The sequence below is a fragment of the Pseudonocardia oceanicola genome, from assembly GCF_047200735.1.
In the GTDB taxonomy this organism is placed as follows: Bacteria; Actinomycetota; Actinomycetes; order Mycobacteriales; family Pseudonocardiaceae; genus Pseudonocardia.
The window spans coordinates 92,347-118,042 of sequence record NZ_JBJZON010000021.1 but is presented as its reverse complement, the minus strand read 5'-3'; the positions used below and the strand labels follow the sequence as shown (position 1 = coordinate 118,042).

Here is a 25,696-nt window from a genome sequence, read left to right as displayed (position 1 = left end):
AGCGACGAAGCGACTTGGCTGCAGTGGAGGCTGTTGATTTCTGGCAGTGCATAGCTGTTCAGCGAGTGGTTCTCGTGATGTGTCTGCTCAAACACCATTATGGGAGATCGTCGTAGTTGCCCGAGCGCGGGTAATGGAAACGCACGCCTTTGACGCTGGTATCCGGTGCGATCACTGTCTCCATCAACAGGGTGAGGGTTTGGGGTGGCGCAACAGGGCGTGACGCTGTGCCGTGTTTCCTCTCACATTCAATCTGCTTCGGCAACTGCCTTGCCTTCATGGCGGTTGTCGTAGGACCGTGCGACGGTTCGCACGTACTGCCCATACGGTGATTTAGCTTGCAATTCGGCAAGTTTTGCGCAGTGTTCAGCGTTGATGTAGCCCATCCGCAGTGCAATCTCCTCAATGCAGGCTATTCGGACACCTTGACGATGCTCGAGTACCTGGACATACTGACCAGCTTCGAGAAGGGAGTCATGCAGGCCGGTATCGAGCCATGCGAAGCCCCGGCCGAGGTCGATGAGGCGTGCTGTGCCTTGACGGAGGTAGACCTCGTTGATATCGGTGATCTCTAACTCGCCGCGGGCGGAGGGCTTGAGGGACCTGGCGATGTCGACGACTTGGGTGTCGTAGAGGTAGAGGCCAGTGATCGCTCGGTCTGAGCGGGGATTCTCGGGCTTCTCCTCGATGGAGATGAGCCGACCAGTCGAGTCCGCTTCGGCGACGCCGTAACGCTCCGGATCTTTGACAGGGTAGCCGAACAGCACGCAGCCATCCGCGCCGCGTCGGAGACCCTGCACGCTCTGCTTGAGGCGGCCGGAGAAACCGGGGCCGTGGAAGATGTTGTCGCCAAGGACCAGGGCGGAGAGGTCGTCGCCCACGTGGTCGGCGCCGATAATGAACGCCTGAGCCAGTCCGTCGGGCGAGGGCTGCTCCGCGTAGGAGAGGTTGAGGCCTAGGTCGGAGCCGTCGCCCAAGAGACGCTGGAAGCCGGGCAGGTCGTCGGGCGTGCTGATGATGAGGATGTCCCTGATGCCGGCGAGCATGAGCGTCGACAACGGGTAGTAGATCATCGGCTTGTCGTAGACCGGCAGGAGCTGCTTCGACACCGCGCGCGTGATCGGGTAGAGGCGCGTGCCGGAGCCGCCGGCCAGGATGATGCCCTTCATCGCTGACCCTCCCGCTGCGAGCGGTACAGCACCTGGCAGGCCTCCCAGGAGGGAAGGAGCCCGGTCTTCTTTGCTTCGGCCAGCGTCGGCGCCGCGGCGTCCTTGTCGGAGAGGATCTGCGGGACGCCCGTCGGCCACGGGATGCCCAACTCGGGGTCGAGCGGGGAGATGCCGTGCTCGCTGCCCGGGTTGTAGCCCGTCGAGCAGAGGTAGGTCATGGTCGTGTCGTCCTCGAGGGCGACGAAGGCGTGGCCCAGGCCCTCCGCGATGTAGACGGAGCGTCCACTCGTCGGGTCCAACTCGACGGTCTCGACAGCGCCGAAGGTCGGGGAGCCCACACGGATGTCGACGATGACGTCGACGAGCGACCCGCGGGCGCACGAGATGTACTTGGCCTGGCTGGGCGGGACATCCGAGAAGTGCACACCGCGAATGACGCCGCGGGCAGAAATGCTCTGGTTGACCTGCCCGAGCACCAGGTCGAAGCCGAGTGCCTCGCGGAAGGCTGCTGCTTGGAAGGGTGCCGCGAACTGGCCGCGGTTGTCGGGGAAGACCGTGGGCTCGAAGACCCAGGCGCCCGGGATGCTGAGTTCGAAGGCCTTCATCGCGCCACCGCGCTTCCGGCCTTGAGCGGCTCCCACCAGTCGCGGCGGGTGCGGTACCAGTCCACGACGTCGGCGAGGCCTTCGTCGATCGAGACCTGCGGCGAGTAGCCGAGCTCGTCGGCGATCTTCGACCAGTCGACGGAGTAGCGGCGGTCGTGCCCCTTGCGGTCGGCGACCGGCTCGATCATCGACTCGTCGGCGCCGACCGCGGCGAGGAGGCGGTAGGTGAGGTCCCGGTTCGTCATCTCGGTGCCGCCGCCGATGTTGTAGACCTCGCCGGGGCGGCCGCCCTCGACGACCAGCTGGATCCCGCGGCAGTGATCGTCGACGTGGAGCCAGTCCCGTACGTTCAGGCCGTCCCCGTAGAGCGGCACCTTCCTGCCGTCGAGCAGGTTCGTGACGAACAGCGGGATGACCTTCTCGGGGAACTGGTGGCGCCCGTAGTTGTTCGAGCACCGCGTGATGCAGACCGGCAGGCCGTGGGTCCGGTGGTAGGCGCGGGCCAGGAGGTCCGACGACGCCTTCGAGGCCGAGTACGGCGAGTTCGGCAGGAGGGGATGGTCCTCCGGCCAGGAGCCCTCGTCGATCGACCCGTAGACCTCGTCCGTCGACACGTGGACGAACTTCTGGACGCCGGCGTCGAGCGCGGCCTGCAGGAGGACCTGGGTGCCGACCACGTTCGTCGACACGAAGTCCGCGGCGCCGGCGATCGAACGGTCGACGTGGGACTCCGCGGCGAAGTGGACCACGACGTCCGTGCCACGCATCGTCTCGGAGACGAGGGCGGCGTCCCGGATGTCGCCTTCGATGAACCGAAAGCGCGGGGACTCCGCGACCTCGGACAGGTTGGTCATCGTCCCCGCGTAGGTCAAGGCGTCGAGGACGACGATCTCGGCAGCGTCGATGGCGGGATAGGCGCCGGTCAAGGCTCGACGGACGTAGCTGGAGCCGATGAAGCCGGCCCCGCCGGTGACCAGGATCCGCATGTCCTCTTCTCTCAGATTCGGGTGCGGTGACGTCGCGAACGGGTGCGGTTCAGGAGATCGAGACAGAGCTGCTCGTACTCGAGCGCGACGTCGTCCCAGCGGTAGGCGTCGGCCGCGCGCTCCCGCGCGCCGACGCCGTTGGCCTCGGCCGCGGGGAGGTCCGCCTCGGTCACCTCGATGCGCTCGCCCAACTGCTGCGGGCTCGCGAAGAACGTGCCGTAGGAGCCGAGCACCTCGCGGTTGAAGTTGACGTCCCAGGCGATGACGTTGGCGCCGGCGCCCATCGCCCGGAGGAGCGAGGGGTTCGTGCCCCCCACGGAGTGGCCGTGGAGGTAGCTCGCGGCGCCGGCGTAGAGCGCGTCGAGCAGGTCCTGATCCCAGACGCCGCCGACGAGCCTGACCCGCGCATCCCGCGCGGCGAGGTCCTGGATGCGGCGTTCGTGGTCACTCGGGTACGGGACGGACCCGACCACCACGAGCGGTTTGGTGGCCCTGCTCCGCAGATAGCCCTCGATGATGACGTCGACGTGGTTCTCCGGCTCGAGCCGCGCGACCACCAGGTGATAACCGCGGGCGTCGAGCTCGAGCTCGCGCAGCCTGACGAAGTCGCAGTGTTCCTGAATGGGGGCGCCGTAGGGGATGAACATGCTCGGCGCCCGATAGCGCTCGAGGTAGTAGTCCTGAATCCCGACGGCGTCCGCGATGAGCTCGTCCGCGAGTGCTACGGAAAGGCGTTCGTTCGCGAGGTAGTAGCGGCGGCCCACGGGACCCCACTTGGCTCGCTTCCATTCCAGGCCGTCGACGTGGACAGCAACCGGAATCCGTGCGGCTCTGATCAGCGGCAGGAGCGGAGCGTTGGCCGCATTGAAGACCAGCGCGACGTCGGTGCGACGACGGAGGAGGTGCGCGACCGAGAGCGCCGTGTGACTCAGCGTCTCGGCGACGGGGTGCTTCAACGCCGGGCACAGGACGCGGTGCATCCCCAGGTACTCGGCCGTGTCGTCGTCGCCCCGGCAGTACACGCGCACCTCGTGGCCCGCCTTCACCAGGCGGAGCCCGATCTCCTCGACCGCGGTCTCGAAGCCGCCGTACCGGGCGGGAACACCGCGGGTGCCGATCATGGCGATGCGCAAGGGGAGACTCCTGGAACAGGTGGGGAGCGTGCAACGAGAGGTCTCGACGGCAGTGGCGGACCTCGCTGGGGGAGCACTGGGTCCGTCGGCCGCTCGGCGGCGCGCGTTACAGGGTGTGCGCGAGAATCACGCGACAGTAACTGAGCACCGCAGTACGTTCACCGCCACGAACAGGTTGTCAGGCGACGAACGGTGCACACGGTTTTAGGCCTAATGCAGTACGAGCGAGTGGCGTACGGCGTAACCGTAGACATAGTGCGCGATGCGCAGTGTGGTCCTTCTCGCTCTACGCTGCGCGCCATGACGGTCGGTGAGCGACAGTTCGCGGAAGTACAGGCGAGAGGAACTCGATGAAGCTGTCGGTGATCGGCTGCGGGTACCTGGGGGCTGTTCATGCAGCATCCATGGCCGAGCTCGGGCATGAGGTGATCGGTGTCGATGTCGACGCCTCCAGGATCGGGCTTCTGGCGAAGGGGCGGACGCCGTTCTTCGAGCCCGGGTTCGAGGAGTTGCTCACCGGGTCGCTCGGGTCGGGGCTGTTGAGGTTCAGCGCCGACCTGGCGGAGGCGGTGGGGTGCCAGATGCATTTCGTCTGTGTCGGGACGCCGCAGAGGCGTGGCGAGTATGCGGCAGATCTGCAGTACGTGGAGGGTGCGGTCGAATCGCTGCTCGGCGTGCTCCAGCCGGGCGAGCTGGTGGTGGGGAAGTCGACGGTGCCTGTGGGTACCGCAGCGCGGCTTGCGGAGCTCTTGGCCGAGAAGGCGCCCGGCGCCGCGCTGGCGTGGAATCCCGAGTTTCTCCGTGAGGGGTTCGCGGTGCAGGACACGTTGCGGCCGGACCGCCTCGTCTACGGCCTTCCGCAGGACGAGACCGGAGGTGCGGCGGAGGCGCTGCTCGACGAGGTGTACGCACCCATCGTCGCCGTCGGGACGCCCAAAGTGGTGACCGACTACGCGACCGCGGAGATGGTGAAGACCGCGGCCAACTCGTTCCTGGCCACGAAGATCTCCTTCATCAACGCCATGGCGGAGTTGTGCGAGGCGACCGGGGCCGACGTCAAGCAGCTCGCCGACGCGATCGGCTACGACGACCGGATTGGCCGGAAGTTCCTCAACGCCGGCCTGGGGTTCGGCGGCGGCTGCCTGCCCAAGGACATCCGGGCGTTCATGGCGCGGGCCGGCGAGCTGGGTGCGGACCAGGCGCTGACCTTCCTGCGGGAGGTCGACAACATCAACATGCGGCGGCGGATCCGCATGGTGGAGCTGGCGCGTGAGGTGCTCGACGGGTCGCTGCTGGGCAAGCGGGTGGCGGTGCTCGGGGCGGCGTTCAAGCCGGAGTCCGACGACATCCGGGACTCGCCCGCGCTCAACGTGGCCGCGCAGCTGCAGCTGCAGGGCGCGAACGTCGTCGTGACGGACCCGGCCGCTATCGAGAACTGCAAGAAGCAGTGGCCGCAGATCGACTACGCCGACACCCCGGAGGAAGCGGCGAAGGGAGCCGACGCGGTACTCCTGCTGACGGAGTGGAGGCAGTTCCGTGAGCTGGACCCGGGGGAGTTCGGCACGGTCGTCCGGCAGAAGCGGGTGCTCGACGGGCGCAACGCGCTCGACCGGGACAAGTGGGAAGCCGCGGGGTGGAGCTACCGGGCGCTGGGGCGTCGCCACTCCGGCTGAGCGTGGTGGGCCACGAGTTCACCCGGCCACGGGGTGCTCGGCTGGCTGACGGGACCGTACTCGATCGAACACACGTTCGACTCCAAGGTCGACTTCCGCTAGGCTGTCCCCATGTCCGCAGCCCTCGCGTCACCGATCGAGACCGCCGTGCCCGGCGTCTCGACCGCTGCCGTGGAGCTGGCTCGGTTGGAGGGGCTCGTCGCGCTGCGCAACCAGATCGAGGCCGAGCTGGCCGAGGCGGTGCGGGCGTTCGCGCGCGCCGAGGTGCAGGAGCGGTTGCCGCAGGTGGCCGCCGAGCACGTCACCCTGGAGCAGGTCGAGGCGCGGCTCGTCGAGCGGTTGGGGTACGCCCTTCGGGTCTCGCCGACCCGGGCCCGGGCCCAGCTGCGGATCGGCCGGGACCTGCACGCGGGGTTCGACCGGGTCCGCGAGCTCTTCGGCGTCGGGGAGCTGGACCAGGCGAAGGTCGCGGCCATCATCGCTGCCGCCTCGCACCTCGAGCCCGAGGAGCGGGTCGAGGTGGACGCACGGCTCGCCGCCCACGACCTGACCTCGATGGGGCTGCGGCGGGTCGCGGACCTGGCCAAGATGGTGGTCGCCGAGGTGGCGCCGGAGAAGTTCGCCGAGCGCGCCCGTGCCGCTCGCCGGGACCGCCACGTCACACTCAGCCCGGCCGCCGACGGGATGGCCGTGCTGCGGGCCTACCTGCCCGCCGAGCAGGGGGTCGGCTGTTACGCGGCGCTGCGCAAGGCCGTCACCGAGCACTGGGTCGGTGCGGATCCGGTCACCCGCACCGCCGGGCAGATCATGGCGGACACGGTGGTCGAGCGGCTCACCGGCGTCACCCCCGCCGAGCCGGTGGTCGGCGTGGAGGTGCAGGTCCTGGTCCCGGTCGAGGCCCTCGTGACCGGTGATGGCCCGCTGCCGGTGGAGCTGCCGGGCTTCGGCCCGGTCCTCGCGGAGCTCCTGGTCGAGCCCGGGCGCGCCACCTGGCGGCGGCTGGTCACCGCGGACGGGATCGTGATCGGCGGCGAGTCCCGCAGGCGCGCCTTCGGCGGGCTGCTCGCCGGTCTCGTCCGGTCGCGGGACCGCGGACGCTGCACCGAACGCCACTGCGACGCCCCGATCCGGCACCTGGACCACCTGCACCGCTGGTCGGAGGGCGGGGCGACCACACTGGACAACGGGGCGGGGAAGTGTTCCTTCCACAACCTCGTGCGGGAGATACCACCCTGATCCCGCCGAGCGCCTCTGTCCAACATCGAGGTCATGTCGTCGAGGGCCAGGTCGGTCTGGGTGAAGGCGGCCGCCTCGTCGCGGGCAGGATGGCTGTCGTGGCTCGTCCTCGTGACTGCCGCACGCGAGCTGAGCGGGTTCTGCGCCGCGGCTCGCTTCGGCACTGACACGGGGCGGCGGGACCTGTCATCGCGTCGTCAGCCACCTGCAGCTGCATCAGGGGTGGCGGGTGTGGTGCAGTGCTCGACCTGCGGTGGCTCCGCCTGTCCCGTCAGGACCACTCCGCCGATGAGGCCGGCGACCGCAACGACGGCGAGGAACGAGAAGATCTGGCCGATACGGATCAGGATCATGCTGTCGCCTCCGCTTGACTGATGCCGTACGACCAGGGTCGGCAGGGCCCTCCGCCTGGACCAGCGGGCGTCGCCAATCGTGGACCCGGAGTCGGCGACGGCGGCGCGTGGCACTCACCGGCGGGAGCCGGAGTCCACCGCGGTGGACTCGGAGTGGGCGGTCGTGGACTTCCTGGTCCGCGGCAGGGTGCGATCTTCCTAGTCTGCGGGCATGGCAGAGCGAAGCGGCAATGGCGAGCCCCGGTTCCTCGACGAGGAATGGTGCGTCGTGCTCCGGCGCGCCGCGAAGGAGACCACGTACCGGGACATCGCTGCGGAAGCCGGCTACAGCCGTGCGCACATCGCGGAGATCTTCGGGGGACGGAAGCGGCCGACGGCGGACGAGCTTCTCCGCATCGCAGGTGCCCTCGGACTCTCGCAGCTCCGCATGCTGGACCTCGCCGGACACCTGCCCGGGGTGTCTCGGCTGCTCACGTACCTCGAGCAGCTCGAGGACCAGGCCTCCCGGACCCAGTTGGCCGCGGCGAGCGTGCCCTTCGACGACGTCCACGGTGCCGCGATCATCGCGGGCAAGGGCCTCGCGAGCGGGCGCTACCGCGCCGTGGTGGATCCGCTGTGGCAGGGCACCGGCGAGTACCGGCGCCACTACGCGGACCTCGTGGCGTTCGAACCCGTGCAGGCCATGAGCGCGGTGGAAATCCGGGCTGACCTGGAAGAGCTCCTGCACCACGAGATGGCGTGGTTCACGGCCGGATTCATCGGCAGCCCCGAGACGGCCCGGCACCTGAACACGTCGCACCCGGAGCTGGTGATCAACGTGCCGCGCTTCGTCGCCATCCGGAAGGGCGGCGTCAACCCCTTGGTCGGGGTGCCCCACACCATCTCCGTGATCGGAGGCCACTGGTCCGGCTCGGCCGACGTTGCCTCACTGCTCGCGCACGGGTTCGACTACGACTATTCGCACGTCGGGTTCGTCGCCTCGCGCGCCTTCAGTCGCATCACCCACCGGTGGGACCACCGCCTCTTCGATCGCGACCGCCTGGAGGTTGCGCGGACCTACGTCGCGGGCGGGGAGATCGGCCGCAGCCGCGTGTGGGCGGCGGGGGGCGACGGCTATGCCGAGACCGCACGGCTGCTCGCCGGGGACCGGCGGGGCCGCAACCCGTTCGTCGTGCACCTGCGGCCCACGGACGAGTTGATCGACTGGACCTCCTGGGCCCGCACGGCGTGGCGGCAGCACGGGGGTGACGCCGAAACCGATCGGGGGTCCTCGATCTCCGACCGGGCCGTCGTCGACCAGCAGCTGGCCGGGCTCGGCAGCCGGGTGCTGACCCTCGACGCCGGACTGCCGGCCGGCGCGGTGCGCGACAGCGACAACCTCGATGCCTTCATGGACCACTGGTGCCTGCTCGCCGAGACGGTGGCCGAACGGCTCCGTGCCGACCTGCACATGAGGTTCGACCTGGACGAGGCGCTGCGACGCATGCGGAACGGGGGGCGCTGAGCGGACGGCGGGTCTCCGTTCAGGGCGAGGGGCACGGCGGCATGGCGCCGTACGAATTCACGTCGGCCACTCGGGCCGTCCGGTTCCTGCGGAGGTCGCGATGCGCCAGCCCCCGGAGAGAGACCTCGGCCGCTTCGACCGCAGCCCTTACCCGCGGCGGAATCCGGGCACGGTGCTGGCCCGGTGGTGGCGCGAACTGACCCTGCTCGGCTGCCTCGGAGCGCTGTGGGCGGAGTTCGGCTGGGTCGGGCCGGTCGCGGTCGTCGCGGCCGGGCTGTTCGGGTGCGTGTCGCCGGCGTACCGCAGTCACATGCGCGGGGAGCTGCTCGGCATGGTCGTGCTGCACCGGGTGCGGGTGGGGTTCGCGCGGGCGGGGGTGGTCAACCGGAGCGGGAACCTGCCGCTGCTCGTCGACGCGCGGGCGCGGGGGGAGACCGTGGTCGTCGCGGTGTTCCGCCGGTACGGGACGAGGGTCGAGGACATCGCGCGGGCCGCGCCGGTCGTCGCGGAGGCGTGCGGGGCGCTCGATGCGTACCTGGAGCGGGACTCGCCGCGGCCGGAGCGGGTGCTGCTGGTCGTCGTCCGGCCGCGGTGGGGGTGGCCGGGCCGTTGAGCCCGCGTCCCGGTGTCGGGCCTTCGCCTGACATGAGGGGGACGAGATCGTCGAGAATCTCTTCGTCGTCTGCGTGGGGTCGCCGCTCCCGGTGCCCGTACGACGGACAGCGCGGCGAGATCGAGGGTCGGGGGCAGGGCGACGCGGTGGGCGCCCGGACAGCCGGGGAGGGCGCGTCCGTGAGTGCAGAAGGCAAGACGGGCCGGTGGTGCGGGTGCCTGCTCTGCCGGGTCGGCGACGAGCAGACGATGAAGGAACTGCGCGACGGCGGCGCGCAGGGCCCGGAGTGGGAGTGGGTGGCGGCGCATCTCGTCGACTACGCCTTGCGCGTGCTGCACCACCAGCATGCCCGGCAGACGCTCGCCCGCGAGGCGAACACGCACCGGCGGGCGGCCCACCTGCACCCCGTCGTGCTCGCCCCCGAGGACGCGCAGGCGCTCGACGCCGACCCCGCGCAGCCGACAGCCCTGTTCGTCGCCACGTGCACGACGGCCCTCGACCGGTTCCGCCGCATCGACCTGCTCGGCGGGCACTGGCGACCCGGCGGCCGTCGCGTGCCCGGCTACTACGTCACCCGGTGCTACTTCGTGCTGGGCGACGAGCTGACCACCTGGCGGCGGGCCCGGACGAAGGAGCGGAAGGTCGCGGCCGCCGCGTACCGGCTGGCCGAGGAGGACGAACGGCTCGGCGGCCGCGACGTCGTCGAGGACCTGCGGCAGGTCGACCCCGCCGTGGTCGGCGCACTGGTCGAGACGATGCGCGAGCCGTTGCGGGAGGCCACCCGGTACCGCCTCGACCACCCGGACGCGACCTGGGCCGCCGCGGCCCGGGCCCTGCACGTCAGCCCCCGGGTCATCGAGGCACAACTCCGCCGTTGGCGACGGAGCCGGAGAAGGGAAGGGGAGAGATGAAGACGTCCGACGTCGCCGGGCACGAGGGCCCGGAGCCCGAGGACCCGTCGCCTCACGATGTGCCCGGTTGGGCCGAGCCCCCGCCCGAGGAGTCGCTGCCCCCGGTCCCCGAGTCCGAGGTGGCCGAGGTCCTGCTCCGGTTCCGTGCGCTCGATGCGCTCGGCGACCCCCAACGGCCGCCCACGCCCGCCGACGCCCGCGACGACTGGCGGCGCGAGATGGCGTCGCTGCTGCGCTGGAGCGGTCGCAACGAGCAGTGGGTCCGCGCCCGACTCACCGCCGCCGGGGAGGTGGCCGCCCCCGTGCAGCGCGTCCTCGAGGGCGACGTGACCGTGCGGGCCGGGCTCGCCGCACACGTCGTCGAGCTGCTCGGAGGACGCTGGGTGGACGACGGCTACCTGGTGCTCTTCGAGGCCGCCCGCGAGGAGACGGGCGGGCGGACCGGCGAGCACGGCCCCCGCCGGACGTCCCGGCACCTGTCCGGGCTCACGGGTGCCGACCCCGGCAGCGCGGCCGCCGAGCGCGTACCGGCCGCCGCGGAGCTCCCGGTCCTGCACGGTCGCGAGGAGCTGATCGCGGAACTCGTCGAGCGGGCGGCGCCACCGATCGGACCGCCGCTCGTGCTGGTCGGGCCCGCCGGTCTCGGCAAGACCAGCACCGCGCGCGCGGTCGCCGCCCGGCTCGACGACGGCCGGGGCCGTGCGTTCTGCGTGACCGCGCACGACCTCGACGACCTCTGCGACGGCCTGTACCGCGTCGCGCGGCTGCTCGGCGCCCCGGCCCACCGGCTGGACGTCGCGCTGAAGGCCGAGGACCCGGCCCGGCGGGCGGCCGAGCTGTGGGAGGTCCTCGAGGACGCCGACGACCCGTGGACCGTCGTGCTCGACGACGCCGGCCCGGCGGCCCCGGGGGACCCGGCGTGGGCGCGCGTGTCCGGGGCCGGCACCGTCGTCGTCACCACCCGGGGGCAGGGGGACTGGGGGACCGAGGCGGTGGTCCACCGGGTCGGGGCACTCGACCCGGACGCGGGGGCGCGGGTGATCCTCGACCGGCTCCCCGAGGTGGACCGGGCTGTCTGGGCGGAGGCGGCGCGCAGGCTGTCGGTGCTGCTCGGGGGGATGCCGTTGGCGCTGCGCGGTGCCGCCGACGCCGCCGTCGCGGGGGGAGCGGACCGGCTGCGCGCGCTGCTCGCCGGGCTCGCCCCCGAGTCGTCGGAGGCTCCCGACCCCGTCGCCGTCGCCTACCGGGCGTGTGTCGACGCCCTGCCGGCCGGTCTGCGCGACCGTGCGGTGGAGCTGCTCCAGGTACTCGGGTGCTTCCAGCCCGAGGAGCCGGTCCCCACCTCGGTCCTGACCACGGACCCGGCGACGCTGGACGCGCTCGTCCGGGTCGGGCTCGTCGAGCAACGTGAGCTGCGGGACGGGACCCCGGTGCTCCGGCTCCACCAGGGGTTCGCCCACCGGGCCCGGGAGGCCGGCGGAGCCGCGGCGCGCCGACGCGCCGTCGCTGTGCTGACCCGTGCCGCGGACGCCCTCGATTCGGGGCGCCCGACGGACTGGCCCGCCGCGACCCGGCTGCACGCGCACGCCGGTGAGCTGCTCGACTCTCTCCCGGACGACGCGTCGGACACCGAGCTGGCCGCGGCGCTGCGGCTCGCCGACCGAGTGGCGGGCAGGCTCGCCCGCGCCGACGGCAGCCCCGCCTCCCTCGCGCTGCTCGACCGCGCAGTGGCGCTGACCGTGGCGCTCGGCGACGACCATCCCGCCCGGCTCGACGCCCGGCAGACACGCGCGTGGGCCGTGGCCGCGGTCGAGGACGATCTCGAGCGGGCCGAGACGCTCGTCCGCGCGGTCGTCGCCGACAAGGTCCGCGTGCACGGCCGGCGCCATCCCGCGACGCTGTCCGCCCGGGACCTGCTCGGCTGGGTGCTCGCCGAGCAGCGCCGGCTCACCGAGGCGGCCCGGCGGCTGGTCGGGGTGCTCGCCGACCGGACCGAGCTGCTCGGCGCGCTGCACCGCGACACGCTGGCCACCCGGCACCGGCTCGCCTGGGTGCTGGGCATGTCCGGCGACCGGGCGGAGGCCGAGCAGGAGCTGCGCGCCGTCGTCGAGCTGCGGCGGCAGACCCTGGGCACGGGTGTGCACCTCGACGTCTACAACTCCCGCTACCGGCTCGGCTGCCTGCTCGCGCAGGACGGGGCGGGCCCGGACGACCTCGCCGAGGCGCAGGAGCTGTTCGCCGCGCTGCGCAGGGAGCTGGAGGACCAGGGGCTGCCGCCGACCCACTCCCTCACCCTGATGGTGCGGGTGCGGGAGGCCTGGGTCGCGATGCGCAGGCTCCGGTTCGTCGACGCGATGGAGGCCTACTCCGAGCTGCTCGTGGACCAGGAGAAGGTGCTCGGCGTCGACCATCCGCGAACGCTGCGCACCCGGCACATGCTCGCCCGGCTCACCCTGGCCCTGGGCGATGCCCGACGGGCCGAGGAGGAGCTGCGGGGAGTCGTGCGGCGCCGTCGCGAGGTGCTCGGGCCGGACCACCCGCACACCATGGACTCGCGGTCCTACCGGGCCTGGGCGCTGCTGAAGTGCGGGCGTGTCCAGGCGGCCGACCGTGAGCTCGTGGCGCTGCTCGCCGACCGCCGTCGGGTGCTGGGGGAGGAGCACCGCGCCACCCTGACCACGCGGTACCTGCTGGCGCGGGTGATCACGCAGCGGGGCAGGCTGGCCGACGCGCGGCGCCGCTTCGCCCAGCTGCTGCCGTTCGCGGTGTCGGTGCTGGGGCCCTCGGACCGGCTGGTGCTGGAGATCCGGCACGGCGCTGCCGTGGTGGAGGCCTTGCAGGGCAGGCTGGGCGCGGCCGAGGAGGAGCTGCGCGCCATCCGGGCTGTGCGGGAGCAGGTGTTGGGGGCGGACGACCCGGACACGCTCGCGACCCGTGAGTACCTGGTGTGGGTGGTGGGGAGCGCGGGGCGGGTCTCCGAGGCGTTGCTGGCGTGCGATTCCGTGCTGGCCGACCTCGTGCGGGTCCTCGGCGCCGAGCATCCGCACGCCCTGGTCGGGCGGTACCGCCGGATCTGGCTGCTGGGGTTGGCCGGACGGCGGGCCGAGGCGTTCGCGGAGCTCGACCGGTTCGCCGCGCTGCTGCCGGCCGGCCGTCCCGACCTCGACGACCTGCGCTGTGCGACGGTCACCGCCTGGCTGCTGCGGCTCGACGGCCGGCTCGACGAGGCGGAGCGTGAGGCCCGTCGGGCGGTGAAGTTGCACGACGAGGTCGTCGGGGCGCACGAGGTGGACACCATGCGCAGCCTGGATGCGCTGGGTCTGGTGTTCCTGGAGAAGCACCGGCTGGAGGAGGCGGAGATCGTGTTCCGCGACGTCCTGGGCCGGCGGGTCGGTGAGTTGGGGGAGGCGCACGTCGACACCCTCGTGGCCCGCGAACACCTCGCCCGGGTGCTGGTCCGGCGGGGTGAGCGATCAGCGGCGGCGTCGGAGCTGGAGAAGGTGCGGGAGGGGGCACGGGCGCTGGATCCGGAGCATCCGTTGGTGCGGAGGCTGCCGGAGGTGGGGTGGGGGAGGTGGTGAGGGGCAGTCGGGAGGCCCACCGGGGCCGGCCGGTGCCGGCCCAGAACCGACCATGCTCACCCGCCGCGGGCGAGGCCGGTCGATCTCCGACTGCGCGTGTCCACAAGCGGTGTTCTTCGGGCTGCAGGTAAGGAGGCCGTCTTGTGCGCCGGTGGCTTGCTCGCCGGCCCGAAAGCCGGCGAAACGGGCGAACAGCCGAACTTCGATGATCTGTCGCTATTCGCCCTTCCATCCTTGTCGTCCTCATCAGAGTTGATGATCCGCTCGTCCACGTCCGTGCGGCGGAATCAATAGTGGACAGCCGTGGACAGCTGTCCACGGAAGCCGTGGACAGTAGTGTCCTCGCAGGTCAGAAAGCTCTGCTCGCCGCGCTCCGGGTGTCCCTCCGGACCGGCCTGCCGTCCATGCGGCGTTTTACGGACGGTGACCGGGCGAACGGCGCTGGTGCATCGGACAGGTGATCCAGATACTTCCAGCCGTGCACGACACGTCAGTCGAACGGCAGGACACTGCCGCCAGGTTCTGCCGGGACTTCGCCGAGGAGCTCCGCAGTCGCGGGATCTCCCTGCGTGGGGCAGCCGAGCGGGTGCACTGGAGCAAGAGCGCGATCGGTAAGGCCTGCACCGGACCCGGGCTGCCCAGCCGTGATCTCGTCGAGGACGTCCTCAACGCCATCGGGCTCGCCCCCGAGCGCGTCCAGGACTGGATGCTCCGGCACGCCACCCTGTCGATGGCCGCCACCGCAGCGGCGGACGATCCCGGCGAGGGGGACGACGCACCGGCGGGCGGTGTCGAGCCTCCCGGGCCGGTCACCGGGGTCCGTCGCCGTACTGTCGCGGTGGTGGCCGTGGTGGCTGCGCTCCTCGGAGCCGCCGTGGCGGGGGGCCTCGCGCTGCTGGCCGGCGGCGACGCGCAGCCGGTAGCCGCCGCACCGGTCCCGTCGGCCGTCGTGACCGTCCAGAACAAGATCGCGCTGGGCGCGTCCGAACTCGTGGAGGACACCGGTCCGGCGTACCTGTCGAGCCGTCCTGCGGCCTTCTGCGCGACGAAGGGCTGCAAGGTGCAGGGGACCGAGATCTCGAGCGGGGCCCTGCTGGCGGCCACGTGCACCGCGCGCGGCGACATGATGTGGAACTACAACCTCGACTCGCCCGCCGCGGAGAATCCGCACCGGGCGAAGTCCGATCTCTGGTACCAGGTCTCGTGGCCGGACGGCCGCACCGGATATCTCTCCGAGGTCTACGTCGACCCGGCCTCCCGAGGCAGTCTCGGCCTCCCGAGCTGCGACACGCAGCAGGGCTGAAGGCCTCCGCCCGCCGGGTCCACCGGCGTCTCGCCCACACCGATCGAAGTCACGCTCGACCCTTCCCGAACCCGGGTCGAGCGCGGCTCGGTCGGCGCTGCCCTCCGCAGCCCGTCCCACGTTCCATCGATTGTGAGGTCGTCTCCCCGTGGCAGAACTGAACTTCCAGGAGAACCACGCCATCCCCGGCATGGCCCACATGGCCATGACCTTCCTGCAGGTCGTGAAGACCCGGACCGACGAGGCGGGGATCGGCCTCGAGTTCCAGCCGAAACAGGACCGCCGGACGAAGGACTACCACCTGGAGGCGGTGATCAAGTTCCGCGGCCTCCTGGGCAGCGGCCACCCGATCCGGCTGCAGGTCCACTCGACCCCGCGCGGCGGGATGCTCCACGTCGGCTACACCGTCGCGACCGATGAGATGCCTCAGTTCATGGTCAATCTCAATGCCGGCAACGCACGGGAGAACGCGATGCGGCAGAACCTGAACCTGCGGCCGGAGAACCAGCGCGAGCTGGCGATCACGATCGACTCCTTCGAGCAGCTGGTCTACGTCCCGACCGTGCAGGACCTCGTCGACGCGGCCGAATCCGCGCGAGGTGCCCACGGCGGCGCCGGCTTCGTCGGCAACACCTGACCTCGCTCCTGGCCCCGGCACCCCACCTCCCCACCCCCGACTTCCGACAAGGACCTCTCCGTGGACTACAAGGACATCCTCGTTCTCTGCTACTGCATCCAGATCCCCCTCGCGGTGGTGGCGCTGTTCTTCATGCCCGGGCGCGGCACGCAGCCGACGATCTGGGAGAACCTCAGGCGCAACACCGCCATCCTCGGGCTGCTGCCCTTCGCGTTCTTCTCCGTGCTGATGCAGGTGCTCGCCCTGTCGATCTACTACCTCCGGATCAGGTCGATCCGGAACAAGGAGCAGACCGCCTGGCAGAAGATCGGAGGTGCGGCGACGCCGGCATCCGGGGCGAATCCGTTCGGAGGCGCCGCCGGCGGTGCGGTCGCCCCGCCCGCCGCAGGGAACCCGTTCGACTCGCCGGCCGGCGGCAACGGGCCCGCCGGTGGCAGCGCCCCGCGAGCCAACCCCTTCCTCTGATCGCCGTCGCCCAGGTCCGAGCGAGTACCCATGTCCGTCGAGCCCCTCGCCGCAGGCGAACTCCCCTCCCTGTCCGTGCACCGCCTGCCCCGGACGTGCTGGGGTGCGGGATACCCGGAGATCCTGCCCCCGTCCCTGCAGACCGTCGGCTGCCTCGAGGTCGCCGCGATGCCGGCCGACCCGCACCACGACGCCCTGTCGGCCGGACCTCGCATGCGCGAGATCGCCCGCCAGGTCATCACCGCCGCCGTCGCGACATCGGGTCTGGACGCCTTCGAGCTTCGTTACCGGGCCGCTCCCGAAGCGAACCGGACGCGGGTGCGGATGTACCTGCTGGCCAAGTCCTACGGCCGGGACGACGCGGCGGCACGGGCCGTCGACTCGGCACTGACCGCGGCGGCGCTGTGCCTGCCCGGCGACTTCACCGTCCAGGTCGCCCACGACGTCGACGAGGTCCTGACGATCCCGTCGCACCACCGGGTGCTCGAACTGCAGCGCACCGAGCAGGTGACGTTCCCGCAGTGGACCTTCGTACCGAGCGACTACTACTACCACCTCGACGGTGTGACCGGGGACGGTTCGGGATGGGCCGCGTTCTGGAGAGCCCTTGCGCGGACGCCGGCGCCGTTGACGGTGAGCATCCTGGTCAAGCCCACCGAGCTCGACCCGCAGGAACGCGACGCACTCGGGGGCACTCTGACCGCCCTGGGCCTGTACGCCCACGAGCGCACCGACTACTCGCTGCTCGGCCACCAGGAGCACTATCCGGCCGACGCCAATGCGCGCATCGCCCTCGAGGCCTGGGAGGAGCGCGTCCGCCACATCGCCGGCCGTCCGGTCCTCGCCCGCGTCGCCCTCGCCGGCGATGCGGGCGTGCTGCCCGTGTACGCCGCCGAGCTGGCGGCCGCCCTGCACCTCACCCGGGACGGCTCGGCACACCCGCTCGCCGTCGTCTCACCCGAGGTCCGTCCGCCCGCGGAGGCGGAGTTCATCAGGGAGAGCGTGACCGCGATGGAGATCTGGCCGCTCGACATCCTCCGCATGTGGGAGGACGAGTCGGCGCCGCGCGGATTGCGCCGCATGCAGTACCTGTACGGCCCGGACGAGGTCGCGAGCATCGCCGTGCTCCCCGTACCCGACGAGCAGGGGGTGCCGGGCGTACCCCTGAGCCGGCGGGCCGACCGGCGACGGGCTGCGGTCCGCCCGGACGGGACCGAGCACGACGGCCTGCTGCTGGGCGCCGCGCTCGACCAGGGGACCCGGTCAGGAGCGATCGTGCTCCCGGTGCCCGACCTCACCCGGCACCTCCTCGTCGTCGGGTCGTCCGGCTCGGGCAAGACGACCACGGTGCTGTCGCTGCTCGTCCGGCTGTGGCGCGAGCACCGGGTGCCCTTCCTCGCCCTCGAGCCGATCAAGACCGAGTACCGGGGGTTGCTGGGCGTCGCGGGGCTGGAGGACCTGCGGATCCTCACGCTCGGGCGGGACGACCTGGCCGGGTTCCGGCTGAATCCCCTCGAACCTCCACCGGGAGTGCGGTGCGAGGTGCACGCCGGGGCGGTGATGGCGGCACTCACGCTCGCCCTGCCGCTCCCCACGCCGCTGCCCGCGCTCCTGGAGGAGGCGCTCGAGCTGTGCTACCTGCAGGCCGGCTGGGAGCACGACACCACACCGGAGCACGGGCTCACCCCGCCGACGCTGCGGGCACTGCTCGGCTCGTTCACCGAGATCTTCGAGCGGCACGGCTACCGTGGCGAGGCGCAGAACGTCGGCGTCGCGTTCCGGGTCCGGCTGGAACGGCTGCTCCGCGGTGGCCGAGGGCGCATGCTGGACTGCACGCGCTCCAGTGACGTCGACGGCCTGCTCGCCGTGCCCACCGTCGTCGAGATGGACGAACTGGCCGACGCCGAGGACAAGTTGCTCCTCTCCGCCTTCCTGCTGCAGCGCCTCCGCGCGGCGGCTCGGCGGCGCGGGGCCTCGGGTGGTGCGCTGCGGCACGTCACGGTCATCGAGGAGGCGCACCGCCTGCTCTCCGCGGCCGACGGCGAGCGGGGCGAGCCGGAGAGCGGGAACCGGCTGCGGGCCGAGGCGGTCCGGGCGTTCTGCGAGGCCATCTCCGAACTCCGCAGTTCCGGCGAGGGATTCGTGCTGAGCAGCCAGCGGCCGACCGCGCTCGCGCAGACCGCGGTCGCCAACACCGGTACCCGGATCGTGCATCGGCTCGAATCGGCCGCCGACCGCGCCAACGCCCTCGACGACCTCGACGCCGCGGACCTCGATCGCGAGCTCACCAACCGGTTGCGGGCGGGCGAGGCGCTCGTCCGCTGGCCGACGGCGGACGAGCCCGAACTCGTCGGGATCGTGGCGGCCGAGGGCGTCGACAGCGCTCGGACGGTGCCGGACACCGAGGTCGCCGCGCACATGGCGGAGCATCGCCGGGCGGTGGCGGAGATGCTGCCCTACCGGTTGTGCACCCCGGAGGTCTGTCCGAGCGGGTGTGCCCCCGACGTGCGCACCCGGGGAGCCCGGGCCGCACGGGAGTCCGAGTCCGACGCCCGGGAGATCTGGGACGCGTACCGGGGCGGTGCCGGCGCGCTGCTCCCCGTGGTCGCCTTGGTGGCGCAGCGCTGCGCAGGCGCAGCCCGCGACACGTACTGCGCCTGCACGCACCTCGAGGCGGGCAGGGCGGCCCTGTCGGTCTCCGGTCAGGACATCCGCGGCCGGCTCGCGGCGGCGATCGGGGAGAGGACGTGCGCTGATGCGTCATGAGTTCGGCGAGGTCGACGAGGTCGACGACGGTCACGAGATCAAGCGCGACCCGTGGGTGCTGCGGGATCAGGGCCTGGGGTGGGGAGTCGACGACGTCCCATTCGAACGGGACGACGAGGCGATCCGGCGTGCCCTGGGGCAGGTGGCTCTCGCCGAGTTTGCCCGCACCGAGGCGCGAGAGGCGGAACTCTCGTGGACGGTTGGACAGCTGGCGGTCGCGGAGGCGGTGCGGGAGGGCCGCGACGCCTCGGCGGACCAGGTGCCGGACCTCCGGCCCGGGACACCGGAGATCGACCCACGGCAGTCCGAACTGCGCGCCCGCGACTTCGCCAACGCGCGCAAGGAGCGAACGTCCGAGAGCGGCGCGAGCCTGTCGTTCGAAATCACCTACCCCGACGGGCGGAAAGCCGTGTTCAAGCCGAAGGCCGGCGAGTGGTTCGCCGAGCAGCTGAGGGGCTCGCCGCTACGGGAGGGTGTCGAGACGGGCACGTACTACGAGCGGGACGTCGCGGTGTACGAGGTCGATCGCGAGCTCGGCTTCGGGCTGGTCCCCACGACCACCACCATCGACACGCCCTCGGGAGTGGGCTCCCTGCAGGACCACGCCCCGCTCCCGCCACGGCCGCCCGAGCGGTACACCGAGCTCGACCGGCAGATGCTCGGGACGCTCGACTACATCACCGGTGCGCTCGACCGGCATCCCCACAACGTGATGACCCAGTCCGACGGCCGCCCGGCCGCGATCGACAACGACTTGACCTTCCCGGTCGACACGGGTGAGCCGCTGCGCTCGGAGTTCTTTCCCGACGTGCTGGGCAGGCCACTCGATCCGTCGATCGTCGAGGCGGTCCGGCAGCTCGCCCCCGAGACCCTCACCGAGATCCTGAGCCGCCACGGAGTCCCCGACGCCGCGATCAAGGGTGCCGTCGACCGGCGGAACGAGGCGGCTACCGGCCTCATCACCGGTAGGGCCTGGCCGGCCGGCTTCGTGACGTTCATCGACGTCGAGGGTCGGCCGTGACCATCCCGACCACGGCACCTCGTCCACCGCTGGGTCGAGAGCGGGCAGGTACGCCTGCGCCGCGTCCTGCAGCTGTCCCTCGTCCAGTACCCGACCGTCCCCTGGTCGCTCCCGATCGAGCCTCGCCGACGAGGTTTCGCCCGTGGCGAGCGACCAGGAGTCGGTGCCACCCCCACCCGGAAGGAGCTCCCATGACCCGATCCGTCGACGACGCGACCCTCGGCCGCGCCCTACAGCACTTCTCGACCGCTGCGGCGCCGGTCCTCGCCGCCCTCGCGACCGCGCCGCCTGAATCGCCCGAGACGAGCGGAGCGCGGGCCGGTGGCGTCGCGATCATGGGGCGGTTGGCGACAGTGGTCGCGCGGCCCTCGGATGCGACACTGGACGAGCGGGCGGCCTGGTGGGTCCGCACGGTCGGGCAGCTGAACGCCGTGCTCGTGGCCTCGTCGACCGCGGCGGTCTCGGTCGTGCCCGCCGCCGAGAAGGTGCCGGTCACGGACCTGCTGGCCGCGGCCGGCGAGGGCCTGGTGGTGTGCGGGATCGCGCGGGAGTACGGCGTGGCGGAGCCGGTCGGACAAGCCCGCCTGCTCGCCGCGGTCCTGCTCCGCCGCCGGATCGACGTCCCGGTCGAGCCGGCGGAAGCGGCTGTGGACGGGCCCGCCGAGCCACCTGCGGCCGGTAGGGGGACATCGGCGCTCGCGCGCGACGCCCTCCGCCTGGGACAGACCCTGTACCGGCTGACCGCCGAGGTCCGGGATGGCCGTGCCGAGGGGAAGGGGCGTCGCGGGCTGCTGCAGCGCGTTCCCGGCGGCCGTGCCCTCGCGGAGTACAAGTCCGGACGGGCGAACCTCGACCGTGTGGCGGCAGAAGCGCGGGAGTGGCTGGACGGGTACGTCGCCGACCCGGCCAACCGTCCCGGCCTCCTGCCGCCGGACTGACGACCACGGGCTTCTTCGCCTGTGACTGCCGTGACGTTGCTGCGGCGCCGACCGGTCCGACCCGCGGAGGGGTCGGCGTCGGGCCGGTCGGGGCCCGAGATAGGTGCACAGCGGCCACCTGCTCCCACGCTCGCGGCACCTACTGCTGAATGCCACTCAGCCTGGCGCGGTCGACCGGACCGAGCCTGAGGTGGGACGGCTCTGCTGGCTCCCTCTGTAACGCGGCGTGCTGGGGAAGCGACCTCGGGTCACGATCGGCGGCGCGGGGTTGTCTCGGAGGACGGCGTGGAGCTGGGGTCGGACGACTGGCAGGGCATATCCGGCATTGTTGCGATCATCTCCCTGCTCGTGCAGACCGCGGTCGGTGCCCTCGGGATGATCGGGTTCGTCTTCCTGCCGGGCGCGGAATCACTGCAGCAGGTGCAGGTGGGTGTCGGAGCCTGGTTGGCGCTGAGCGTGGTCGTGGGAGGCGCTCTCGGCGCCACCCATCCGGTGGGGCCGTCGCCCTGGCGGGCTGGCGGGGTATACCCCTGCCGAGGGGCGAGTTCCCGAGTCGGACCCGGCTGCTCCGCCGTCGCGTGGGCGGGTTCGCGCTGCTCACGAGCCCCGTCGCCGCCGCGGTAGCGCTGGTCGTCCCCGTCTGGCCAGGGCCCCCGATCCCGGTCGGGCAGGCTCCTGGGTACCGCCCGAGTCCGGCTGAGTCGGCGCTCGTCGCCGGCCTGCCGGTCGAGTACGGCGCCGAGACTTGTGTCGCGCTCCCGGAACGCACCGGCACAGCCATCGTCGCCACCATGTCGTGCGCCGCGACTGCCGTGCGGCCTGCGGCGGATTTCTACCGCTTCTCCACGGTGCAGCTGCTCGACGCGGAGCTGCGGGCCAATGCGGCCGCGATGAAGGTGGCCGAAGTGTCCGACCGGGCGGCCGGCCGATGCGGGGAAGCGGAGAACGTCGCCGGGACGTGGTCCGGGCCCGACGGCGCTGAACAGGGGCTGTTGCTGTGCCGGGTGGACTCCACCGGAGCTGCCCTGTACTGGACGGACCGGGCAGCGCTCGGGTACGGCGTCCTGCGGGATCCGAAGGGAGATCTCCGAGCCCTCCAGGGGCGGTGGCGGCGGATGGCCCTCACCCCGCCGAACCCGGGCGCCCTCGGAAACGGGTCGACGGAAGGGCAGACGGCCCTGCTCACCGACATTCCGCCGGCGTTCGGCATGCTGACCCGAGAAGACCGTGATGGGGTGGCTCTCGAGGAGTGGTGGTCCCGATCCGCCATCGCGGCGGGGGGCTAGCGAGGTGGACGGGTGGTCGGAGGCGCATCACGTCCTCGAAGCGGGTCGGTCACCTCGGCGCTCAGTACGCCCCGCGGCTCCGCAGCACCGCGCCGAGCGTCTTCCACAAGATCGTCAGGTCCAGGGCCATGGACCAGTTCTCGACGTAGCGCAGGTCGAGCCGGACCGACTCCTCCCAGGAGAGGTTGCTGCGGCCGCTGACCTGCCACAGCCCGGTCATGCCCGGGCGGACGAGCAGGCGGCGGCGGGCGACGTCCTCGTAGGTCGCCACCTCGGCCGGGAGCGGCGGGCGGGGGCCGACGAGGGACATGCTGCCGCCCAGGACGTTCAGCAGCTGAGGGAGCTCGTCGAGGCTGTACCTGCGCAGCACCGCGCCGACCTTGGTGATCCGCGGGTCGCGAGCCATCTTGAACAGCGGTCCGGCGGCCTCGTTGCCCGCGCGGAGCTCGGCGAGCTTCGCCTCGGCGTCGACGACCATCGACCGGAACTTGACCATGTGGAACGTGCGGCCGTTGGTGCCGACGCGCTCCTGGCGGAAGAACACCGGGCCGCCGTCGAGCTTGACCGCGACTGCGACGGCGAGGAAGAGCGGCGCGGCGAGCAGGAGGAGCAGGACGGCTGCGGTGCGGTCGACGACCGTCTTCAGCACCCGGGCGACACCGGTGAAGCGGGGCTCGGAGAGCCGCAGCAGCGGCAGGCCGTCGACCGGTGCGATGTGCATCCGCGGGCCGGCGATCTCCATGAGCCCAGGGGCGACGGCGAGCTCCGTCTCGGTGCCCTCCAGCTCCCAGGCGAGGCGGTGCAGGCGTTTCGGGCCCCAGCCGGGGGCCTGGCAGACGGAGACGACGCGATAGCCCTGGCCGAGGACGGCGGGGCCGACGGAGTCGAGGTCGCCGACGACCGGGACGTCCTCGATCGAGGCAGCGCCGTCGAGGCCGCGGCCGGTGGGGGTGCAGGCGCCGTCGATGCGCCAGCCGAAGTGGGGGTCGCGGCGCGTGCGGCGGATCATGTCGGCCACCGCGCGCTCGTCGCCGACGGCGAGGACGGACAGCATCGCTCGGCCGCGGCCGCGCTGGCGGTGCAGCCACTTCCGGATGCCGAACCGGCCGAGGGCGACGAGACATCCGATCAGCGGAACCAGGAAGAACACCCAGATCCGGACCGAGGCGACGAGCAGGATCAGGCCGCCCAGGGCCAGGGCGACCGCGGCGCCGACGACGGCGCGGCCGAGGCGCTTGAACTCGGTGCTGCCGACGCCCAGGATCCGCCCGTCCCACGCGCGTGCCAGGGGCATCGCGATCAGCAGGAGGGCGGCAGCGATCGCCCCGCACACGAGCTGTGCGCGCTTCGCCTCGTAGATCCCGGTCCAGCCGGCGAGCACGGCGAGCCCGGTCGCCCCCAGGACGGTGGTGACGTCACTCAGGACCACCAGCGACCGCAGCCGGCGCTGCCAGCGGACGGGACCACCCTCGTCGTCGACGGGACGCCCGGCGACGGGCGAAGCCGACCGCTGTGCCGGCACGGCGGGGACGCCGGCGGGCACGGTGACCTCGGACGGGTTGAACACGATCTGGAGCCCCCCAGAACGACAGAACCGATGATGCGATCCCGCATGACGGGTCGCCGCCGCGGGCACGGCTCGTCCGGAGAAGGGCCGGGGACCGAGGGAGAGCGATCCGGCAAACGTCGATCACTCCGCATGTCGCCCATCCGAGTAGCGGCGTTACCGATTGTCACAGAGTCTGTGAAGCTTCACCAAAATCGTGGAGATCCGGTCTCGGCGAGCAACCCCTCGAGGAAGGAGGCTCAGTACGCCCCGCTGCCCCTGAGCAGGGCCCCGATCGTCTTCCACAGGATCTGCGCGTCGAGCATCAGCGACCAGTTCTCCACGTAGCGCAGGTCCAGCCGGACCGACTCCTCCCAGGACAGGTTGCTGCGCCCGCTCACCTGCCACAGGCCGGTGAGGCCGGGCTTGACCAGCAGGCGACGCTCGGCGTCCCGCGAGTACCGCCGGACCTCCTCCGGGAGGGGAGGCCGTGGGCCGACGAGCGACATGGAGCCCGCGACCACGTTGAAGAGCTGGGGAAGCTCGTCGATCGAGTACTTGCGGAGGACGGCACCCACCCGCGTGACCCGGGGATCGTTCTTCATCTTGAAGAGCGGGCCCGCGCCGTCGTTGTGCTGCTCCAGATCCGCGCGCTTCTTCTCCGCGTCGACGACCATGGAGCGGAACTTGACCATCGCAAACGGCTTGCCGTCCCGGCCGACCCTCGTCTGCCGGAAGAACACCGGCCCGCCGTCGATGGCGACGGCGATCGAGACCACGGCCATCAGCGGGGCGACGAGGACCAGGATGGCGATCGCGCCGATCCAGTCGATGCCGGTCTTGACCACCCGGGAGGCGCCGGTGAAGGCCGGCTCGGTCAGCCGCAGGAGAGGAAGGTTGTCCACCGGCGCGACGTGCAGTCGGGGTCCCGCGACCTCCATGAGCCCGGGATCCACCACGAGCTCGGCCCCCAGACCCTCGATGTCCCACGCCAGCCGGTGCAGCCGCCGGGGCGACCAGCCGGGCGCAGCGCAGACCGAGACCACCCGATGGCGGCCGGAGCGCACGACCTCCGCCGCCGCGTCGAGGTCGCCGCGCACGGGCACGCCGAGAATGTCCTCCGCGCCGCCGGGGCCGCGGCCCGTCGGCGTGCACGCGGCCGTCACCACCCAGCCCGTCCGGGTGTCCCGGCGGGTCCGCACGATCAGGTCCGCGACGGCCTGGTCCGTTCCCACGACGACCATCGAGTGCATGTGCTCGCCCCGGAGTCGCCTGCGGTAGAGCCGGGCGCGCAACGCCAGGCGACCGCAGAGCATGAAGGCGCCGGAGAGCGGGATCAGGCCGAAGACCCACGGACGGACGGCGGACATCTGCAGCGCCAGCCCGCCCAGGCCCAACACGATCGCACTCGTCAGGAGGGCTCTGAAGGCGCGGCTGTACTCCTCGGAACCCTGACCGAGGATCCGCGGCTCCCACGCCCGGCAGAAGAACAGCGAGCACAGGGTGATCACACTGCTGACGATGCCGAGCGTGGGCGAGATGCGGCTGTCGAAGTGCGGCCAGTACTCACCGAGGCCGAGCAGGTGGCCGATCACGACGACCAGGGCCACCGCCGCCAGGTCGCTCGCGATCACGGACCACGCGTAGTGGCTCTCCCAGGGGGGGCGCCACGGCACCACCGGTGCCACCGAGCGGATCTGGGGCCGGGGTGGCCCTACCGCTCCGTTCCGGCTCGCGGATCTGCGTGCATTCTCCGCGGAACCGCCCACCTCGAGGTTCGAGGACATAGTCACCATCCCGCCCGTTCGTCCACCGCCGCTGGGCGGACGTCCGGGTGACCGCGTCGTCACGTCGCTTCTGCCACGCTGAGTAATCGTCTGGTTGCGCCCCACGAGTCATCACAGTCCTCGGCGTGACTCGATGACGTGGAGATCTTCGTTACGTCGAGATCGGACAAGCCTTCCGGCGAT

The 25,696-nt window shown here is 71.7% G+C and carries 20 protein-coding genes; 13 read left to right on the top strand and 7 right to left on the bottom strand.

Annotated features, from left to right (window positions below; translation table 11 throughout):
- Positions 1-248 precede the first annotated feature (248 nt).
- Genes rfbA through ACL02T_RS25650 form a run of 4 tightly spaced genes read right to left on the bottom strand, consistent with a single transcriptional unit; the run spans position 249 to position 3,893 of the window.
- Complete coding sequence (gene rfbA / locus ACL02T_RS25665) at positions 249-1,169, bottom strand: glucose-1-phosphate thymidylyltransferase RfbA (RefSeq protein ID WP_412833328.1); 921 nt, start codon at positions 1,167-1,169, stop codon at positions 249-251.
- Positions 1,166-1,774 carry a dTDP-4-dehydrorhamnose 3,5-epimerase family protein gene (locus ACL02T_RS25660; RefSeq protein ID WP_412833327.1) on the bottom strand — a complete coding sequence of 203 codons (609 nt, stop codon included), beginning with the start codon at positions 1,772-1,774 and terminating at the stop codon, positions 1,166-1,168. The genes rfbA and ACL02T_RS25660 overlap by 4 nt, the downstream gene beginning before the upstream one ends.
- Positions 1,771-2,760, bottom strand: a complete 990-nt coding sequence (gene rfbB / locus ACL02T_RS25655; RefSeq protein WP_412833326.1) for a dTDP-glucose 4,6-dehydratase — start codon at positions 2,758-2,760, stop codon at positions 1,771-1,773. The genes ACL02T_RS25660 and rfbB overlap by 4 nt, the downstream gene beginning before the upstream one ends.
- An 11-nt stretch (positions 2,761-2,771) precedes the next feature.
- Positions 2,772-3,893: a DUF1972 domain-containing protein gene (locus ACL02T_RS25650; protein ID WP_412833325.1), complete on the bottom strand. Its 1,122-nt coding sequence runs from the start codon at positions 3,891-3,893 to the stop codon at positions 2,772-2,774.
- 350 nt (positions 3,894-4,243) lie between these two features.
- Here ACL02T_RS25650 and ACL02T_RS25645 point away from each other — a divergent pair, with 350 nt between their 5' ends.
- Both ACL02T_RS25645 and ACL02T_RS25640 read left to right on the top strand, forming a co-directional pair.
- On the top strand, positions 4,244-5,566 hold the full coding sequence (locus ACL02T_RS25645; protein ID WP_412833324.1) for a UDP-glucose dehydrogenase family protein: 1,323 nt from the start codon (positions 4,244-4,246) through the stop codon (positions 5,564-5,566).
- A gap of 111 nt (positions 5,567-5,677) precedes the next feature.
- Positions 5,678-6,802 (top strand): DUF222 domain-containing protein, encoded by a 1,125-nt coding sequence (locus tag ACL02T_RS25640; RefSeq protein ID WP_412833323.1) that lies wholly within the window; start codon positions 5,678-5,680, stop codon positions 6,800-6,802.
- A 197-nt stretch (positions 6,803-6,999) separates the two neighbouring features.
- On the opposite strand, the gene ACL02T_RS25635 is transcribed toward ACL02T_RS25640, so the two are convergent.
- Complete coding sequence (locus ACL02T_RS25635) at positions 7,000-7,155, bottom strand: hypothetical protein (RefSeq protein ID WP_412833322.1); 156 nt, start codon at positions 7,153-7,155, stop codon at positions 7,000-7,002.
- Between the two features lie 211 nt (positions 7,156-7,366).
- On the opposite strand from ACL02T_RS25635, the gene ACL02T_RS25630 reads away from it, so the two are divergent.
- From ACL02T_RS25630 to ACL02T_RS25580, 11 genes are all read left to right on the top strand, one after another.
- The gene (locus tag ACL02T_RS25630; RefSeq protein WP_412833321.1) at positions 7,367-8,659 is read left to right on the top strand and encodes a helix-turn-helix domain-containing protein; all 1,293 of its coding nucleotides are present in this window, start codon (positions 7,367-7,369) and stop codon (positions 8,657-8,659) included.
- Positions 8,660-8,759: 100 nt separating this feature from the next.
- Positions 8,760-9,272 carry a hypothetical protein gene (locus tag ACL02T_RS25625; RefSeq protein WP_412833320.1) on the top strand — a complete coding sequence of 171 codons (513 nt, stop codon included), beginning with the start codon at positions 8,760-8,762 and terminating at the stop codon, positions 9,270-9,272.
- Between the two features lie 179 nt (positions 9,273-9,451).
- Complete coding sequence (locus ACL02T_RS25620) at positions 9,452-10,183, top strand: hypothetical protein (protein ID WP_412833319.1); 732 nt, start codon at positions 9,452-9,454, stop codon at positions 10,181-10,183.
- A complete protein-coding gene (locus ACL02T_RS25615) occupies positions 10,180-13,764 on the top strand; it encodes a tetratricopeptide repeat protein (RefSeq protein WP_412833318.1) in 3,585 nt (1,194 codons plus the stop codon). Before ACL02T_RS25620 ends, ACL02T_RS25615 begins: the two co-directional genes overlap by 4 nt.
- Before the next feature lie 478 nt (positions 13,765-14,242).
- On the top strand, positions 14,243-15,067 hold the full coding sequence (locus ACL02T_RS25610) for a helix-turn-helix domain-containing protein (protein ID WP_412833317.1): 825 nt from the start codon (positions 14,243-14,245) through the stop codon (positions 15,065-15,067).
- 148 nt (positions 15,068-15,215) lie between these two features.
- On the top strand, positions 15,216-15,704 hold the full coding sequence (locus tag ACL02T_RS25605) for a hypothetical protein (RefSeq protein ID WP_412833316.1): 489 nt from the start codon (positions 15,216-15,218) through the stop codon (positions 15,702-15,704).
- Positions 15,705-15,764: 60 nt separating this feature from the next.
- Positions 15,765-16,169, top strand: a complete 405-nt coding sequence (locus ACL02T_RS25600; protein ID WP_412833315.1) for a hypothetical protein — start codon at positions 15,765-15,767, stop codon at positions 16,167-16,169.
- A 30-nt stretch (positions 16,170-16,199) separates the two neighbouring features.
- Positions 16,200-18,935, top strand: a complete 2,736-nt coding sequence (locus tag ACL02T_RS25595) for an ATP-binding protein (protein ID WP_412833314.1) — start codon at positions 16,200-16,202, stop codon at positions 18,933-18,935.
- Positions 18,925-19,956: a protein kinase family protein gene (locus ACL02T_RS25590; protein WP_412833313.1), complete on the top strand. Its 1,032-nt coding sequence runs from the start codon at positions 18,925-18,927 to the stop codon at positions 19,954-19,956. Before ACL02T_RS25595 ends, ACL02T_RS25590 begins: the two co-directional genes overlap by 11 nt.
- A gap of 191 nt (positions 19,957-20,147) precedes the next feature.
- A complete protein-coding gene (locus ACL02T_RS25585; protein WP_412833312.1) occupies positions 20,148-20,894 on the top strand; it encodes a hypothetical protein in 747 nt (248 codons plus the stop codon).
- Between the two features lie 791 nt (positions 20,895-21,685).
- A complete protein-coding gene (locus ACL02T_RS25580; protein WP_412833311.1) occupies positions 21,686-22,180 on the top strand; it encodes a hypothetical protein in 495 nt (164 codons plus the stop codon).
- A gap of 61 nt (positions 22,181-22,241) precedes the next feature.
- On the opposite strand, the gene ACL02T_RS25575 is transcribed toward ACL02T_RS25580, so the two are convergent.
- Together ACL02T_RS25575 and ACL02T_RS25570 are read right to left on the bottom strand one after the other, a co-directional pair.
- Entirely contained in the window at positions 22,242-23,747 is a 1,506-nt protein-coding gene (locus ACL02T_RS25575) for a sugar transferase (protein WP_412833310.1), read from the bottom strand.
- Between the two features lie 239 nt (positions 23,748-23,986).
- A complete protein-coding gene (locus ACL02T_RS25570; RefSeq protein WP_412833309.1) occupies positions 23,987-25,513 on the bottom strand; it encodes a sugar transferase in 1,527 nt (508 codons plus the stop codon).
- Positions 25,514-25,696 lie beyond the last annotated feature (183 nt).

Excerpts from the sequence above, each read along its gene's own strand:
- rfbB (WP_412833326.1), bottom strand. The coding sequence starts at position 2,760 with ATGCGGATCCTGGTCACCGGCGGGGCCGGCTTCATCGGCTCCAGCTAC.
- ACL02T_RS25585 (WP_412833312.1), top strand. The coding sequence starts at position 20,148 with ATGACCCGATCCGTCGACGACGCGACCCTCGGCCGCGCCCTACAGCAC.
- ACL02T_RS25630 (WP_412833321.1), top strand. The coding sequence starts at position 7,367 with ATGGCAGAGCGAAGCGGCAATGGCGAGCCCCGGTTCCTCGACGAGGAA.
- rfbA (WP_412833328.1), bottom strand. The coding sequence starts at position 1,169 with ATGAAGGGCATCATCCTGGCCGGCGGCTCCGGCACGCGCCTCTACCCG.
- ACL02T_RS25625 (WP_412833320.1), top strand. The coding sequence starts at position 8,760 with ATGCGCCAGCCCCCGGAGAGAGACCTCGGCCGCTTCGACCGCAGCCCT.
- ACL02T_RS25590 (WP_412833313.1), top strand. The coding sequence starts at position 18,925 with ATGCGTCATGAGTTCGGCGAGGTCGACGAGGTCGACGACGGTCACGAG.
- ACL02T_RS25580 (WP_412833311.1), top strand. The coding sequence starts at position 21,686 with ATGTCGTGCGCCGCGACTGCCGTGCGGCCTGCGGCGGATTTCTACCGC.
- ACL02T_RS25645 (WP_412833324.1), top strand. The coding sequence starts at position 4,244 with ATGAAGCTGTCGGTGATCGGCTGCGGGTACCTGGGGGCTGTTCATGCA.
- ACL02T_RS25635 (WP_412833322.1), bottom strand. The coding sequence starts at position 7,155 with ATGATCCTGATCCGTATCGGCCAGATCTTCTCGTTCCTCGCCGTCGTT.
- ACL02T_RS25660 (WP_412833327.1), bottom strand. The coding sequence starts at position 1,774 with ATGAAGGCCTTCGAACTCAGCATCCCGGGCGCCTGGGTCTTCGAGCCC.
- ACL02T_RS25615 (WP_412833318.1), top strand. The coding sequence starts at position 10,180 with ATGAAGACGTCCGACGTCGCCGGGCACGAGGGCCCGGAGCCCGAGGAC.
- ACL02T_RS25640 (WP_412833323.1), top strand. The coding sequence starts at position 5,678 with ATGTCCGCAGCCCTCGCGTCACCGATCGAGACCGCCGTGCCCGGCGTC.
- ACL02T_RS25570 (WP_412833309.1), bottom strand. The coding sequence starts at position 25,513 with ATGTCCTCGAACCTCGAGGTGGGCGGTTCCGCGGAGAATGCACGCAGA.
- ACL02T_RS25595 (WP_412833314.1), top strand. The coding sequence starts at position 16,200 with ATGTCCGTCGAGCCCCTCGCCGCAGGCGAACTCCCCTCCCTGTCCGTG.